The sequence below is a fragment of the Streptomyces sp. NPDC042346 genome, assembly GCF_055581845.1.
Genome location: NZ_JBVJEH010000013.1, coordinates 57,935 through 71,174, shown reverse-complemented (window position 1 = coordinate 71,174; position 13,240 = coordinate 57,935). Strand labels below are relative to the sequence as shown.

Annotated in this window: 13 protein-coding genes and 1 pseudogene; 7 read left to right on the top strand and 7 right to left on the bottom strand. The window is 71.0% G+C overall.

From position 1 onward, the window contains the following. The first annotated feature begins 50 nt into the window (after window positions 1–50). The 4 genes from hemC (at window position 51) to ACZ6K0_RS37355 (ending at window position 4,590) form a co-directional block, all read left to right on the top strand. Window positions 51–974 carry a hydroxymethylbilane synthase gene (gene hemC / locus ACZ6K0_RS37370; RefSeq protein WP_469577884.1) on the top strand — a complete coding sequence of 308 codons (924 nt, stop codon included), beginning with the start codon at window positions 51–53 and terminating at the stop codon, window positions 972–974. A gap of 363 nt (window positions 975–1,337) precedes the next feature. Continuing rightward, complete coding sequence (locus ACZ6K0_RS37365; RefSeq protein ID WP_469577882.1) at window positions 1,338–4,100, top strand: serine/threonine-protein kinase; 2,763 nt, start codon at window positions 1,338–1,340, stop codon at window positions 4,098–4,100. 110 nt (window positions 4,101–4,210) lie between these two features. After that, complete coding sequence (locus ACZ6K0_RS37360) at window positions 4,211–4,336, top strand: RapZ C-terminal domain-containing protein (protein WP_469577881.1); 126 nt, start codon at window positions 4,211–4,213, stop codon at window positions 4,334–4,336. After that, window positions 4,333–4,590: a helix-turn-helix domain-containing protein gene (locus ACZ6K0_RS37355; protein WP_469577879.1), complete on the top strand. Its 258-nt coding sequence runs from the start codon at window positions 4,333–4,335 to the stop codon at window positions 4,588–4,590. Before ACZ6K0_RS37360 ends, ACZ6K0_RS37355 begins: the two co-directional genes overlap by 4 nt. A 357-nt stretch (window positions 4,591–4,947) precedes the next feature. Here ACZ6K0_RS37355 and ACZ6K0_RS37350 read toward each other — a convergent pair whose 3' ends face one another. After that, window positions 4,948–5,685 carry a hypothetical protein gene (locus tag ACZ6K0_RS37350; RefSeq protein WP_469577877.1) on the bottom strand — a complete coding sequence of 246 codons (738 nt, stop codon included), beginning with the start codon at window positions 5,683–5,685 and terminating at the stop codon, window positions 4,948–4,950. A gap of 395 nt (window positions 5,686–6,080) precedes the next feature. Between ACZ6K0_RS37350 and ACZ6K0_RS37345 the strand changes: the two genes are divergently transcribed. From ACZ6K0_RS37345 to ACZ6K0_RS37335, 3 genes and pseudogenes are all read left to right on the top strand, one after another. Further along, window positions 6,081–7,319, top strand: coding sequence for a hypothetical protein (locus ACZ6K0_RS37345; protein ID WP_469577876.1), 1,239 nt, complete (start codon window positions 6,081–6,083; stop codon window positions 7,317–7,319). A 129-nt stretch (window positions 7,320–7,448) separates the two neighbouring features. Further along, window positions 7,449–7,764, top strand: a pseudogene (locus tag ACZ6K0_RS37340) (Tn3 family transposase); the annotation flags it as partial. A gap of 88 nt (window positions 7,765–7,852) precedes the next feature. Beyond that, the gene (locus ACZ6K0_RS37335) at window positions 7,853–8,494 is read left to right on the top strand and encodes a hypothetical protein (RefSeq protein WP_469577874.1); all 642 of its coding nucleotides are present in this window, start codon (window positions 7,853–7,855) and stop codon (window positions 8,492–8,494) included. Between the two features lie 883 nt (window positions 8,495–9,377). Here ACZ6K0_RS37335 and ACZ6K0_RS37330 read toward each other — a convergent pair. From ACZ6K0_RS37330 to ACZ6K0_RS37305, 6 genes are all read right to left on the bottom strand, one after another. Beyond that, a complete protein-coding gene (locus ACZ6K0_RS37330) occupies window positions 9,378–10,424 on the bottom strand; it encodes a hypothetical protein (protein ID WP_469577872.1) in 1,047 nt (348 codons plus the stop codon). Next, a complete protein-coding gene (locus ACZ6K0_RS37325; protein WP_469577870.1) occupies window positions 10,421–10,960 on the bottom strand; it encodes an HD domain-containing protein in 540 nt (179 codons plus the stop codon). The genes ACZ6K0_RS37330 and ACZ6K0_RS37325 overlap by 4 nt, the downstream gene beginning before the upstream one ends. 122 nt (window positions 10,961–11,082) lie before the next feature. After that, on the bottom strand, window positions 11,083–11,304 hold the full coding sequence (locus tag ACZ6K0_RS37320) for a hypothetical protein (RefSeq protein ID WP_469577868.1): 222 nt from the start codon (window positions 11,302–11,304) through the stop codon (window positions 11,083–11,085). 84 nt (window positions 11,305–11,388) lie between these two features. Next, window positions 11,389–12,351 (bottom strand): hypothetical protein, encoded by a 963-nt coding sequence (locus ACZ6K0_RS37315; RefSeq protein ID WP_469577866.1) that lies wholly within the window; start codon window positions 12,349–12,351, stop codon window positions 11,389–11,391. 35 nt (window positions 12,352–12,386) lie between these two features. Next, complete coding sequence (locus tag ACZ6K0_RS37310) at window positions 12,387–12,827, bottom strand: hypothetical protein (protein ID WP_469577864.1); 441 nt, start codon at window positions 12,825–12,827, stop codon at window positions 12,387–12,389. Next, window positions 12,824–13,216: a hypothetical protein gene (locus ACZ6K0_RS37305; protein ID WP_469577862.1), complete on the bottom strand. Its 393-nt coding sequence runs from the start codon at window positions 13,214–13,216 to the stop codon at window positions 12,824–12,826. The genes ACZ6K0_RS37310 and ACZ6K0_RS37305 overlap by 4 nt, the downstream gene beginning before the upstream one ends. Window positions 13,217–13,240: the final 24 nt, after the last annotated feature.

Sequence of the window (13,240 nt, the reverse complement as noted above, 5' to 3'; positions counted from 1 at the left end):
GACACCGTGTCGGCATGAGCACCTCCACGTCGGGCCTACGGTGCATCGGTATGACGCAGCACATCAGGATCGCGAGCCGGACCTCGGCCATGGCGACAGCACAGGTCAACTGGCTGATGGAGCAGATCACCCGCACGAGCCCCGACACCGTGCCGGAGTTCGTTCCCATCACGACAGCCGGCGACAGCTGGACCGGACCCCTGGCCGAAGTCGGCGGCAAGGGCGCCTTCACCGGCGCGGTCGCCCGAGCCGTTCTCGACGGCCGCGCGGACCTCGCGCTGCACTGCGCGAAGGACATGCCCGGCGACGAGCCAGAACCCGACGGCACCCTGTGCCTGTACCCGCGACGCGACGACGTCCACGACGTCCTGGTTCACCCCGCCGGAACCAAGCTCGACGACCTGCCCCCCGGCACCCGCATCGGCACATCCGCCCCCCGACGGATCGCCCAGCTCACCACCTCCCACCCGCACCTGACGATCGTCCCCGTACGCGGCAACGCCGACACCCGCCTCGGCCTGACCCGCTCCGGCGACGTCGACGCGGTGATCCTCGCCCTCGCCGGACTACGCCGCCTGGGCCGGGAGACCGAAGCCACCGAGATCATCGACACCGACCGGATGATGCCCGCTCTCGGCGCCGGCCAGCTCGCCCTGCAGATCCGCGCCGACGACCAAGACCTCCTCGACATCCTCACCCCGCTCACCGATGCCGCGGCCACCCGCGCCGCCCTCGCGGAGCGGACGCTGCTGCGCGCCCTCGCCGGGCACTGCCACGCCCCGATCGCCGGCCACGCCACCACCCATGCGGGACAAGAACTCCACCTGGCAGCCCGGGTCTACACCCCGGACGGATCGGCCATGCTGGCCGCCGCAGGGACCGGACCCGACCCGCAGACCCTGGGCCGAGCAGTCGCCCAGGACCTCATCGCCCAAGGCGCCAACGACCTCCTCGCCTCTTCCCGGCGCCGCTGACCGGGCTCCTCCCCACAAGCTGCCGCCACTTCGGCCTTGGCGCAGGCCACAGGGCGGGCCGCGTGCTGGCTCCCGTGCGCTTGGTGGGAGCGGATCGTCCGTACGGCTGCCCGACGGCATGTGGCTGCAGCGGTGCGCGTCCAGCTCCGTGGCGCGCGGAATCGTCGGGCCGCAGGACGCCGAGCAGGTTCTCGCCGAACGTCTTGAGCGGCGGCTTGATCAGCAGATGGGCGGCCGACCTGTCACCGAGCCCGTTGGGCGGGGCAACCGGTCCGGCTGATCCGGCATGTTGAGCCTGCGCCGTACGGGACAATCGCCCCGGCGGGCGCGGCGCCCGGGCAGGCACGACGCACGGGTGGGGCGATGCAGGACGTACGGGAACTGCTGGCCGAGTACGGCCAGGTCCACAGCGACGAGCTGCCGGAGCAGGACCGCCACCGGCTCCTGGTCGACGTGGTGGCGGCGCTGATCCGGCGTACCGACCCCGATGCGACGCTCGTCTACCGCTCGCCCTACGAACCGGCCGTGTTCTTCGAGCTCGCCGGACGCGACTACGCGATCACGGTGACGACCGCAGTGGGCGAGGACGCGACCGCCGCGGCCCGCGTCGCAGTGACCGCCCGCGAGCGCGACCTCGGGCCGGGAGTGCGATGGATCCTGATCTTCGCGAGGGCAGCAGGCCACGAGATCGGTGATGACCTCAGCGCCGACCTGCGGGCGCAGGGCGTCCTCCTGGACCGGGACCATCTCGAGGCCGCCGTCTGCGGCCTCGCCCCGCTCACCGCCTTGATCCGCGCAGCCTTCCGGCCGCCACGGCCACCGCACACCCCGCTGCGCGAACTCCTGCTGCAAGAACCCTCGGAGCCTGCCCCGGCCCTGGCCCTGACGCCGCGCCCGACCGGGACGCCGAGCGTGCCGTCCCGGACGCCGGCAGGGATCGACCTCTGCGTCGTCCTGACCGGCGAGTCCTGGCCGACGCGCCCGTCCGGGATGGCCTGGGAGTCCGCCGAGCGCGCGCTGATCACCACCGAGGCGGGCGTCGCGGAAGTGGACCTGCAGCGGGGCGGAACCAGGTGGCGGCTTGCCCTGCCCGGCGTACACGGCGATGTGGCAGTGCCGACGGACGGCTCGGTGTGGGTGCTGTGCGGGCCAGCGGTGGTGCAGTGGCGCGACGGCGTACTGCGGGCGGTCGGCGGCGGATTCGAACAGAACGCCAACCTGCTGCTCGGCCCCGACTCCAGCGTGTGGGTCCTGTCCGGGTCCGGAGCGACACTCGGCACCGGCACCGGCTCGACCCTGGCGCTCACGCGCCTCGACGAGCAGGTTGGCGACCAGCAGCGATTCGCCATCGACTTCGACGCGGCGGTCCGCTCAGCCGCCTGGCTCGGCGAGCGGCGCTTCCTCCTCGCCGCCGGAGGACACAGCGCCGTCGTCGACCTCGCCGTCAGCACCAGCGCCCGACGCGAGGACTGGATCCCGACCCCGGTGTCCTACCCGGGACACCTCGCCCGCAGCGGCGGCGACACCGTCCTGGTGGCGGGGCGGGCCGGATCGGGCGTCGGCGTGGAACTGCACGCCCTCGACACCGCCAGCCGCACCAGCGAGCCGGTCGCCGAGGTACAGCTCGGCGACGTCCTCGGACTCGTCCAGCACCCGGCGGGCGTGCCCGCATACCTGCTGGGGGAGCGGCCGACGAACGACATCACCGCCGTCCACCCCGTGCTGGTAAAGATCACCGGTCACACCGCCGCCGCCCCCTCGGCCGCCCCGAACCCCGAGCCGCCGGCCGCCGACGCCTACGCCGAGGTGCGCCGCCTCGCCCGCGGTGAGCGGAAGGACTACGCACTGGAGAAGTTCGCACTGCCGGACGGCGAGGGCGGCATGGGCATCGTCCACGAGGCCGTGCACAAGACGACGGGGACGGTCGTCGCCTTCAAGAAGCCGCGCTCGCTGCGCGAGAACCTGACCGCGCGGATGCTGCGCGAGATCGAGGTGGCACAGAGGCTCGGCACCAACCGCCACGTGATGCCGGTCCTCGACTTCAGCCCGCGGGCCGAGTGGTTCGTCATGCCGATGGCCCAGAGCACCGCCGAACGCCTCCAGCCCGAACTGCAGCACGACCCGACCGCCCTGCGGGCCCTGGTCGACGCGGTCGCCTCCGCCCTGGCCGACGCCCACCGTCTGGACTACCTGCACCGCGACATCAAGCCCGCCAACATCCTGCTCCTCGACGGCCGCTGGGTCCTCGGCGACTGGGGCATCGTGCGCCGTCCCCTCGGACAGACCACCAACCCCAAGCGCACCGGCACCGCGATCGGAACCCTTGAGTTCGGCGCCCCCGAACTGTCCGTCGACCCGCACAACGCCACGCCCGCCAGCGACATCTACAGCCTGGGCAAGGTCATCGGCTGGCTGCTCACCGGTCTTCCCCCGGAGACGAACGTGCCGCTGCTGCCGGCCGGACCCTGGCGAGGCGTCGTCCGGCGCTGCACCTACCGCGATCCGCACCAGCGCCCCCAGACGATCGCCAACTTCCTCGAAGTGGTCGAGCAGGAGACCGCACCGCAGATCGACCTGCCCATCGCCCGAGCCCAACAACTCCTGGCGGCCGCCCAGGAAGGAGACACCGACGCCGCCCGTCAGCTGCTAGCCCTGGCAGCCGACCACGGCGACGACTACGAGTTCTACCTGGACGTCCTGCCCAACCTGGACATGGACACGGCCGCGCCGCTCCTGCTGGACCACCCCGAGCAGACCCGCACCCTGGTGGAGGCGATGACCGGGCACGTACGGGGCGACGGAAACGGCTGGCCGCACTACAACGAGTCCAAGCGGGCCATCGCCTGGCTGCGCGACATCGCCCGACATGCCGCCGAGGAAGAGCAGTGGGACCTCCTGGAGGAGGCCGCCCGCGGCATGTGCACCTGGGACGAGGCGTCCAACGAGTTCGACCAGCAGAACGCGACCCGCAACTGGCTGCGCCGCCTGCGCGGCCAAGCGGCCCGGATCGTCTCCGGCGCGCTGCGTGACCACCCCGACAGCGCTCGCTTCTACCACGAACTCGCGGGCGAGCGCGCCGTGGACATGGCCATCCGCAACGCCGTCAACCAGGCAACTGGTAACTGACCACGCCCACGCAACCGAGGTGGCGGCGGGAGCGTCTGATCGCCCGCAGCACCCAGCGCGCGCTCGCCCTCCTCGGGCAGGCGACGGACGGCCGGCGCGTCGACCCGCACGTGGTGTGCGGGGGAGGCCGCCACCGATCGGTAGCAGTGGCTGAAGAGGTGGCCTCACGCCTGCGCGCCGCCGGCTACGGCGTGGAGACCGAACACCCCCACATCACCCGGCCGATCCTGACGTGACGTGGCAGCCCCAGCTCACCGACCACGAACTCGCCGCGCTCCGGCTCCTCGCCAGCGGCCTCCATCACGTGGAGATCGCCCACGAGCTCAAGGTCCGTCCCAAGACCGCAGGCCGGCTGCTGTTCGCGGCGCACATCCGGCTCCACGCGCGGACTCTCGCCCATGCGGTCGCACGCGGTTACGAGGCCGGCATCCTCCGGCCCGGACCCGATCGCCAGAAGGAGGCGGACGGGCGGGGGAGCAGCACCGAATGACGCGCGCCTTCCCCCGCCTGGAGATCTGACAAGGTCAGCCTCCGCGCCCGTGCTCGTGCGATGTCGGGCTACGCCGCGTTGGGCCCGTCACGATCTCGTCCCAGTCGATGTCCCGCCCAGGGGCTCACCATGCCGTCCGCCCATGCCAAGCAGGTCGACTGGGACCTCCTCGATTCTGCAGCTGCCGTCACGTGGGGAGTTTCCACATGCCGGCGACATCGACGGTGCGGACGTCCACCTTGTGTTCGTCGGACAGCTGCTCGACACCTACTTCGCAATCCGCGCCCTCGCCACCTGACCGCCCCGAACATCGTCTGGTCCAGGTAGCCGAGCACCAGGCAGCCCCACGGCCGGCACTCAGAAGCCGTACGGGCGGCTGGAGGGTCCTCCAGGGGCCTGGAAGCGGGCGCCCACGTTGTCCATGGGGTTGAAGTAGACCATCGCAGTGAACCAGGCGGCAGCCTTGCGAGGGTGCTTGAGCTGCAACAGGTTCGCGTAGGCGTACACCCCACGGTGGGCGGGCCGGTTGTCCAGTTCTCCGTAGGGGAGCACGTCCCTGAAGGGGTAGGGGAGCGACTGCTGCAGGATGCAGACCCCGGCAGCGGCCCAGGCGAGTCCGGCGTCCAGGTCGCCGCGGACCAGGTCGGCCGGGCTCTCCACGGCGCTGGGGTCGAACTCGTCGTCCTGGTCGGCGAGATCGGCCAGCGCGTAGGCGATGGTGGTGTAGGCGTCGAGATCGCGCGGGTGCAGCCGGCGGCCCGCGATCGTCACACAGCCCTTAGCGTACGCGGCGTCGTACTTCTCGTCGGTCTCCTCGTCCGGTGTCCAGACCCGTTCCATGGCCCACTCCGGGCGCGGCGGCAGCTTTGAGATCTTCCGTTCCAGCTTGGACAGGCCGCCCGGCTCGTCCTCGTACTCGGCGTAGTGCGCCGCCGAGTCGAACATGTGGAGCTCGGGGTCCTGCATCCAGGCCATCAGCGGCCGGTCCAGCTTCGCCACCGCCTCCGCGGCCACGCCGCTCGGGGCCAGCCACGGCATCACGCCCTCCAAGGCCGCCTTGTGTGTCTTCGGATCCAAGCCCACGCTCATCGTCATGGCCGCGAGTATCCGCTGCGGACGCCACCCCCTGGGGGACGTTGTCGAACCTGCCATCCGAACGTGCAGTGTTCGGCACCAGCAGCCCGGCCGCGCGCCTGGCCATCGGTATGTCCGTAGCCTCCGGCACGATGACAGCGAGTTCATCGGGAGTTCGAAGGTACGAGGTAGGCGCCGACCGCGCCGTACGGGGTCACCTTCTCCGCGTTGGTTCGCCGCTTGTCTGGCAGGGCCGCCTCCCCTCGATTCCCTCACCCGGTCGGAGGAACGGTTCCGTGTGGGTGACAGGTGGCTACCTCGTGTGGGTGACACGGTGTCATAGCCCGCTCGTAGCGTCCGGCCATGACGACACCTACCGCCTGCGGGCGGTGCCTCTTCAAGGCGGTGACCTTCGGATGAGCCTCACCTCCGGACTGCACAGTCCCCGTACTCCGCTGCGCCGGTTCCTGGACCGCGAGCTCTCGGCGGGCCCCAAACTGCTGCGCGAGTCCTTCCGCGCCCAGCACCGCACCAGCACCCTTCTCCTGCCGCCGCCCGGGGTTAACACCGAGGCCGGCAACGTCGGCACGGCCATCGACCAGCGGCTGCGGCTGGCATTCACCACGGCCACGCCCGTGGACCTGGCCACTGTGGTCGGGATCGACCTCACCGGCGGCATGGGCCAAGGGGCGGGCCTGCGGATGCGCGCGGTCGGGAACGAGCTCGCCGCCCGCCTGGCAGCAACTGCACACCGCCTCGGTCTCGACAACCGCACGTTGCCGATGGACCGCACCCACGACGAAGAGGAGGACCTGGCCCGCATGCTGCTCGCCGCCGCCTGGTACCAGGTGATGGCCCGAAACCCCTACGGATTCACCTACACCCCCCTGTACCTCACCGCGCTCGAGGATCCCGGCGGCTTCACCCTCGACTGCCTCCTGCAGCTTCCCAACCAGGACATGATCGACGACGTCGTCCACCAGTTCTACCTGGCCACCACCGGCCCCCTGGAAGCACTACGCGCCCGCACGCGGCCCGAGGACTGCATTGGTGGGCCCACGTTCCCGGGCGTCAATATCACCGCAGACGCGGACCTCGTAGTCGACGGCCTACTGCTCGACTTCAAGAGCACCAAGCACCCCTTCGCACGGGGACTTTCCAAAGAGACCGCGAACCAGCTGATCGGCTACTTGCTTCTCGATACCGCCGACCGCTACCGGATCGACACCCTGGGCCTCTACCTCACCCGCTCCGGCGTCCTCGCCACCTGGCCCGTGGAGGAGTACCTCGACCTGCTCGGCACCTGCCGCCGAGACCTGACCGACCTGCGCACCGTCGTCGCCGAACTCCTCGCCGGCTGCCAGGCCGACGCCATCCCGCACAGCCAGGAAGAAGAACAACAGGCCCGCGAGCTCCTTCAGCACCTGGCCCCGGTCATCGCTACCGGCCACTGCCCCACCTGCGCCCAGCCCCTCCCCACCGGCCGACCCCGAAAGTTCTGCAAACCCCGCTGCCGCAGCCGCGAACAGACCCTGCGCGGCAAGGGCCTCATCCCCGGCGCTCCCGCTTCCGCTCCTATGCTGCCGCGCCCGCGTAAGGACTCTATCGAGCACCCCGGAGGCTGGCAGGCTGTGAGGCTAGCGCCCCGAAGGTAGAGACGGAGAGCCGGGCAGCTGTGCCCTTACGAGGCGGAACGTGCGACCTCTGGCCACAGCAGGGCCGCGCGGCCACAGGCTGGAGGGCCGAGCCGGGCGACGAACGGGAGGAGGCTCCCGGGGCGGTGAATCTGCCACGGCGGCCGCGGGCAGATCCGCCAGGCGTACCGCGAGGGCCAGGAGGACCAACTCGCTGCCCCTCGGCCTGGTCCTCAACGCCGTCGTCCTGTGGAACACCCGCTACCTCGATGTCGCCGTCGCCCAGCTCCGCGCCGAGGGCGACGACATCAAGGACGAGGACGTCGCCCGCCTCTCCCCGCTCAAGGACCGGCACATCAACTTCCTGGGCCGCTACCTGTTCAACATCAAGGCCAGCGGCCCCGGCCAGGGCCTGCGCCCGCTGCGGGACCCGGACGCCGTCGAGGACGACGAAGACGAGGAGTGACGGGCGGCGCACCCGAGCTGTCGGGCCGTTCGTTGAGGAGACAGAGGACCCGCGCAGCTGCCCGGGGCCGAGAGGAGAAGAGGACACCATGGCCCGTACGAAGGTCCGGCCGCTGGGCCACTGCACCCGCTGCACCCGTGCCTGCTGGAAGGACGCGGACGACGCCTCGCGCTGGAACATCGAGTTCGCGAAGGGGCGCCCGGTCGGATACCTCTGCCCCGAGTGCCAGACGCCCGAGGAGAACGCCGAGGCGGAGGTGAAGGCGGCCACGCTCGACTACACCAACACGGCACCGGACGCCGACGGCCGGCAAAAGGTCGCCCCGGTAGGCGGTTGGCACACCGTGACCGCCCTGGACCACCCCCTCGTACGCGAGGACAAGACCGTCCACCTCGCCCTCGCCGTCGAGTCGGCGGAACTCCGCGTCGCCGTCGGCCCGCAGAGCGACGCCCGCCTCCACGAGCTCTTCGACGGCCCGTGCGCGACGGTCGTCCGTACGGCGCTGGAGCGGAATCAGGCCCGGCCGGGACACCGTTCGATCACCTATAACCCCATGCCCGACCTCGGGCCGGACACCGTCCTGTTCGTCGAGGACCACGCCCTGTGCGAGGACGGCGAGGACTGCGGCGAACTGATGCTCTCGTTCTCGCCCTCGCTCAACCCCCACCTCCTGACCGCCTTCGCCCCGACGGTCGCGGAAGACATCCGCGCCATCCTCCGGGCTGCCTGAGCAGCGAAGGGGACCCTGGGCCCTGGACGACCCGCTACAGCCTCCACCCCGGTCGGCGGCCTCAGGCCGCTGCGCGACCCGGGCTCGACGAGGACGACGACGGCGCCGAAGACTGACCCGGCGAGGGAGAGTACGAGGCGGGACCATGATGATCACAGTGTTTTCGCTGGTCACGGACGTGGAGCGGGTACCGGCATCCGTCACATCCGGGTCGGCTGTGGAGGCTTTGCGTACCCTCTTGCGCTCGCGGTAGGCGGCCTGCCGGCAGGCGGGTCCGCAGTAGACCGCGTCCCGGCGGTGACCGTGCCCGAGGGCGAACCGTCCGCCGCACATGGGGCAGTGCGCGACGTGCTCGGTCTCGATGCCCAGGTGGTACCAGAGGCCGATGGCCACGGCCTCGGCCTGGTGGCGGCGCCACCGGCGATCCGCCTGCTTGCAGGCCGGGGAGCAGAACCGCTTGTCGCTGCGGGAGCGCACCGGCAGCGGCTCGGAGCAGAAGATGTACGCGCACCGGCGTATCCGCCCGGCCATGTCCTCACCGTACGCCCGGGCGTCGGGCCGGGCCGCGGCCGAGAATGGAGACGTCATGGTGGAGGGAGCGCGATGGCGATGGGGCTGTTGCGCCGTTCGACGGCGGCCACGGCGTCCCGGCGGTTCCGACCCAGCGCAAGGCCCGCCGCGAGTACGAGAGCCGCGTCAGCGCCCTCGCGCCGATCGGACCTTGATCGTTCTCACCGATAACCACGGTTCCATTGACCGAGGCCGTATCTGGGTCACGCCCGAGCACGAGAACCGCGTCGGCCCCTCGGACCGACCGGACCATGATCGTTCTCACCGGGATTTCCTGTACCCCGACTACTCACACCCGGTCACCGTACGGGCGCTACGCCGAGCCGTCGGTCTCCAGACTCCTGAGCGCGTCCTTTGCCGCCGATGCGACGGGATCCTGCGGTGCCGAGAACTTGACGGCCTGCGCGAGAGCGAGGCGCGCGGTCTCGTGACGGCCGTGCAGATGCGCGGCGATGCCGAGGGCGTACTGATCGTCGGGGTCCGCGAACACCTCCCGCGCCTGCTCCCAGGCCTCGTCGCCCAGAGGACGGGCCTTGTGCCCGTGATCACCGTTGTCGGCACCGGCCGCGTATCCGAACACCCGCCAGTCCTCGGACTGGCCGCCGCGTGCGCGGAAGAGGAGTCCCGTCGTGGCGCCCTCAGGAATGGTGCTGGCCCAGTCCAACGCACGCTGGAACGCCTGGGCGGAGCCGCCTCGGGCCTCCCACAGATGCTGCAGTTCGTCCTCATGGAAGGGACGGTGGATGCCGCAGCGCCGAGCGTCGACCGCAGCCTGGACCAGCCGGTGCCCTTCGGGGTTGATCCGAGCACCACGCCGATAGTGCCTGACCACGTTCTCGCCGCCGACGAGCGACTCGGCGAGCCCCTTGCTGACGGGGTAGCCCATCTCGCGGAGCCAGGACCGCTCACGCGGGGCCAGGGTGAACGGCACCGAGATGCGGTCTGCGTATTCCAGCAGGACCGTCCGCGCCGGCGCGATGGCCGCCGATCCGTCCCGAAGTACCTGCTCGGACCAGAAGGTGTCGATGCTGGCCAGCACCAGGGCGTGCGGGAGAACCCGGTCCAGAACACCGCGGCCGAGCAGGACGAGGTCGGCCGGCGACAGACCGTCGAGCCACAGCACGTGTGGACCGTCGGCGCTGAACAGGTCGGCCAGGTCCCAGGAGACGAGGTCGGCAACGGTGGGCTGGTACAGACGCCCGTGCGGGAGACAGCGGCGGACCGCCTCGTACATCGACCGCGTGACACCCGACAAGGGAGAGCCGACCAGCAGCACCATGGGGTTCACAGGGCCGGCGGCCGACTCCAGCAGCCGGATGACGTCCTCGACCGGACCGTTGGGGTCACCGGGCTGGGTCACGCAGATCCCCCTGCAGGAACCGAGGACGGGCCGAAGACCTCATCCAGCTCGGCGAGCAGCGCCGGATTGACGATCCGCACGATCGCCTCGACGTCAGCGCGGCTCGCCGCCGGCCACAGCGTGGCGCGCGCCGTGCGGTACTTCGCCGTCAGACGCTCGCGCTTGTCCTGCGGGAGCTGGGCGGCCCGGTCGGGGCGGCTGTTGTGGGCGTTGTCGGAGATCTTCACCAGCGTCGCCGAAGAGTCGGCGGTGATCCGCCGGATCTTCTCCTCGTACGCCATGCCCGGCTGGTTGGTCACCGCCTCGACGATCTCGACGACCCGCGGGGGAATCCCGGCGGCCAGCAGCTTCTCGGCGGTCCAGTCGGTGTCCTCGACGATGTCGTGCAGCAGGCCCGCCATGACGAGCTCGTCGCCGAACGGCGTCAGCCCGGCGGCCACCGCGCGGACATGCTCGATGTAGGGGACGCCGATCTTGTCGACCTGACCGGCATGTGCGCCCTCGGCCAGAAGGTCGACCTCGCTGACGGACTTCACGCTTCCTCCTTCACCGGGCGGCACCCGGTATCGACAACGGCCGTCACCGGCCGGTTGGTTGGGGAACACACTGCCGCACGCCTGACGGAGGCGAGCACGGTGGGACGAGTCCGGCCGCGACGTCAGCCGGCCGCGGGGTCCTCGGCACCTTTGCGGATCGCGCGGGCCACTCCCTCGAAAGCATCGAGCGCGCGGGCGTCGAAGGGTCCGTGGCGGGCCTGGATGTCCTTGCCGAGCTGGTCGTAGAGGCGGGTCGCATCACGGAACCTGCCCTCCTCCTCTGCCTGCGCGGCGTCGGCCATCCGGCGCTCGACCTCCGCGCTCGTGAGGTCCTGATCGCTCATCCGGTGATCTCCTGACTTCCTGGGGCTGGTGACATCGACGTGCGCAGGGGCGCAGGCGCCCGGGGCGTGAGCGGGACGGGCCCCTCACGGAGTTTCTGTGCCCCCGAGCGGATCCGCGGGACGCACGCTCGTCGCCGACGGGGAGGGCAGCGCCATGGCAGCGGCATCCTGCGCCGACTGCAACGCCTCATTGAAGAGGGCGAGGGCCTTGGCGACCTCGCCGCTCATGTTCTCGATCTCGGCGACCGCGAGGTCGTCGCGGGCAGTGGCCGCCAGGAGGTCGAACAGCTCCTCGGTCCCCGTCGTCAACCTTCTCAGCTGCCAGAGCTCGCGACGCCGCTTCTCCGCCTCGGTGATCTGGGCGGCGTAGTTCTCCAGAGCCTCGACCCGGCGCCCGATACTGGCCAGGCTGTTCCGGAGGATGTTGCGGCGGGGCTCCAGGGCCTGCGCCACCACCTCGCTCACCACCTCCGCCGGGCCTTGGCCTGCCACCCGGCTGTAGGTGCGCAGCGCCTCGGCGATCTCCCAGATCTGGCCGTCCAGCCGCCGGTCGTTGTGCTGCTTGTCCGCCGCGTCCAGCCGCTGCACCGTGGACCGCTTGACCCGGTCGGCGGCCCGTACGGCGCGAGCGAGTAACTCGACTGCCTCCGCGTTGAGTTCATGGTCGAGGGCGAACTGGTCGTGCACCTCGGCTATCCGGAGCAGTACCGGCACGCGCTGTCGGCGCTTCAGTACGGCGATCGCGCCGTTCAGCCCGTAGGCGCAGGCCCCCGCGCCGAGCATGAGCGTGCTGCGGGCGAACACGCTGAGCAGGAGCCACCCGAACCACCACGAGGCGCGTCGACCGTTGAGGGGGTCGGCCAGACCCCACCACGGGCTGGCGGGTTCGGTCCGTACCGCTTCACGCAGCAGTGCTGGGTCGGCCTGCCGCAGGAGCTCCTGGACGTGGTCCGGCAGTTCCGGGTCCAGCGTCAGCGGCGGCACAACGGTGCCGGTGTCCCCCGGATCCGTGTGCTCAGCATCCGACTGCTTCCACCATTCCGTCACCTCGGTGACTCCCTCCTCGTAGGTGCGGTCGGCCTTCAGCCCTCGTGGTGGGCGTAGGCCACGGCGACGGCGGGCGGAGAGAACGAGTCCAGCGCGCGCAGCACCTCGTCGTGGACGACCTGCTCGCCAAAGACCTTCAGCTCGAATCCCTGTGCGCCGCGCGCGAACCCGGCCTCGGGGCCCGGGTCCTGCTGCACCACGAAGCCCTTGCCGCCGCGCAGCAGCGCGGCGTCGATCTCGCCGATCCACGCCTGCTCGTCCGCCACTTCGGCGGCGGGCTCGACCCAGATCTGATGCCACTGTGCGGAGCCCTCCGGCCCGTACACCAGATGGAAGGTCCGGCCGAAGTGGCCGCCGTTGGCGAGCTGCTGCCGGCGGAACTGACGGCTGAAGACCACCGCGTAGGCGCCGTCGAAGCTCTCGACTTCCAGGACGTCGCCGTCACCCGCCCAGACCTGACCCGTCCCCGGCCTCACTGAGCCGCCTTCAAGCCGGCCGCGAAGGCCAGGTGCTCCTGCTCGCCCCAGCACGGCCCCTGCTCGGGCAGGGCGAGGCCGCACGTACCCCAGCCGGCCGGCACTGCGCAGCGCTCCAGCCGGACGTCCCCGAGCTCGCGGAAGGCCGCCGAGAGCGCGGCTGCGGTGGCCACGACCTCCTGCCAGGTCTGCTCGGAGTGGGTGCGCGGAAACTGCTGGTGCCTCGCCCGGCTGAACGCCTGCTGGGCTTCGGTGACCTGGGGGTAGCGCCAGGTCCAGCCCAAGGCCGCCTGGTCGAGCATCGACAGCGGACCGGTCAGCTCAGGTGACTGGCGATGGACGCTGTCCAGGACGTCAGCGAGCTCGGTGGACGTGAGCGTGCTCAACATCCGCGTCGCCTTTCAGTAGGGCAT

What these genes read in the sequence shown, in the direction of transcription:
- hemC (WP_469577884.1), top strand. Translation starts at nt 51, where the DNA reads ATGACGCAGCACATCAGGATCGCGAGCCGGACCTCGGCCATGGCGACA.
- ACZ6K0_RS37365 (WP_469577882.1), top strand. Translation starts at nt 1,338, where the DNA reads ATGCAGGACGTACGGGAACTGCTGGCCGAGTACGGCCAGGTCCACAGC.
- ACZ6K0_RS37350 (WP_469577877.1), bottom strand. Translation starts at nt 5,685, where the DNA reads ATGACGATGAGCGTGGGCTTGGATCCGAAGACACACAAGGCGGCCTTG.
- ACZ6K0_RS37345 (WP_469577876.1), top strand. Translation starts at nt 6,081, where the DNA reads ATGAGCCTCACCTCCGGACTGCACAGTCCCCGTACTCCGCTGCGCCGG.
- ACZ6K0_RS37335 (WP_469577874.1), top strand. Translation starts at nt 7,853, where the DNA reads ATGGCCCGTACGAAGGTCCGGCCGCTGGGCCACTGCACCCGCTGCACC.
- ACZ6K0_RS37320 (WP_469577868.1), bottom strand. Translation starts at nt 11,304, where the DNA reads ATGAGCGATCAGGACCTCACGAGCGCGGAGGTCGAGCGCCGGATGGCC.
- ACZ6K0_RS37305 (WP_469577862.1), bottom strand. Translation starts at nt 13,216, where the DNA reads ATGTTGAGCACGCTCACGTCCACCGAGCTCGCTGACGTCCTGGACAGC.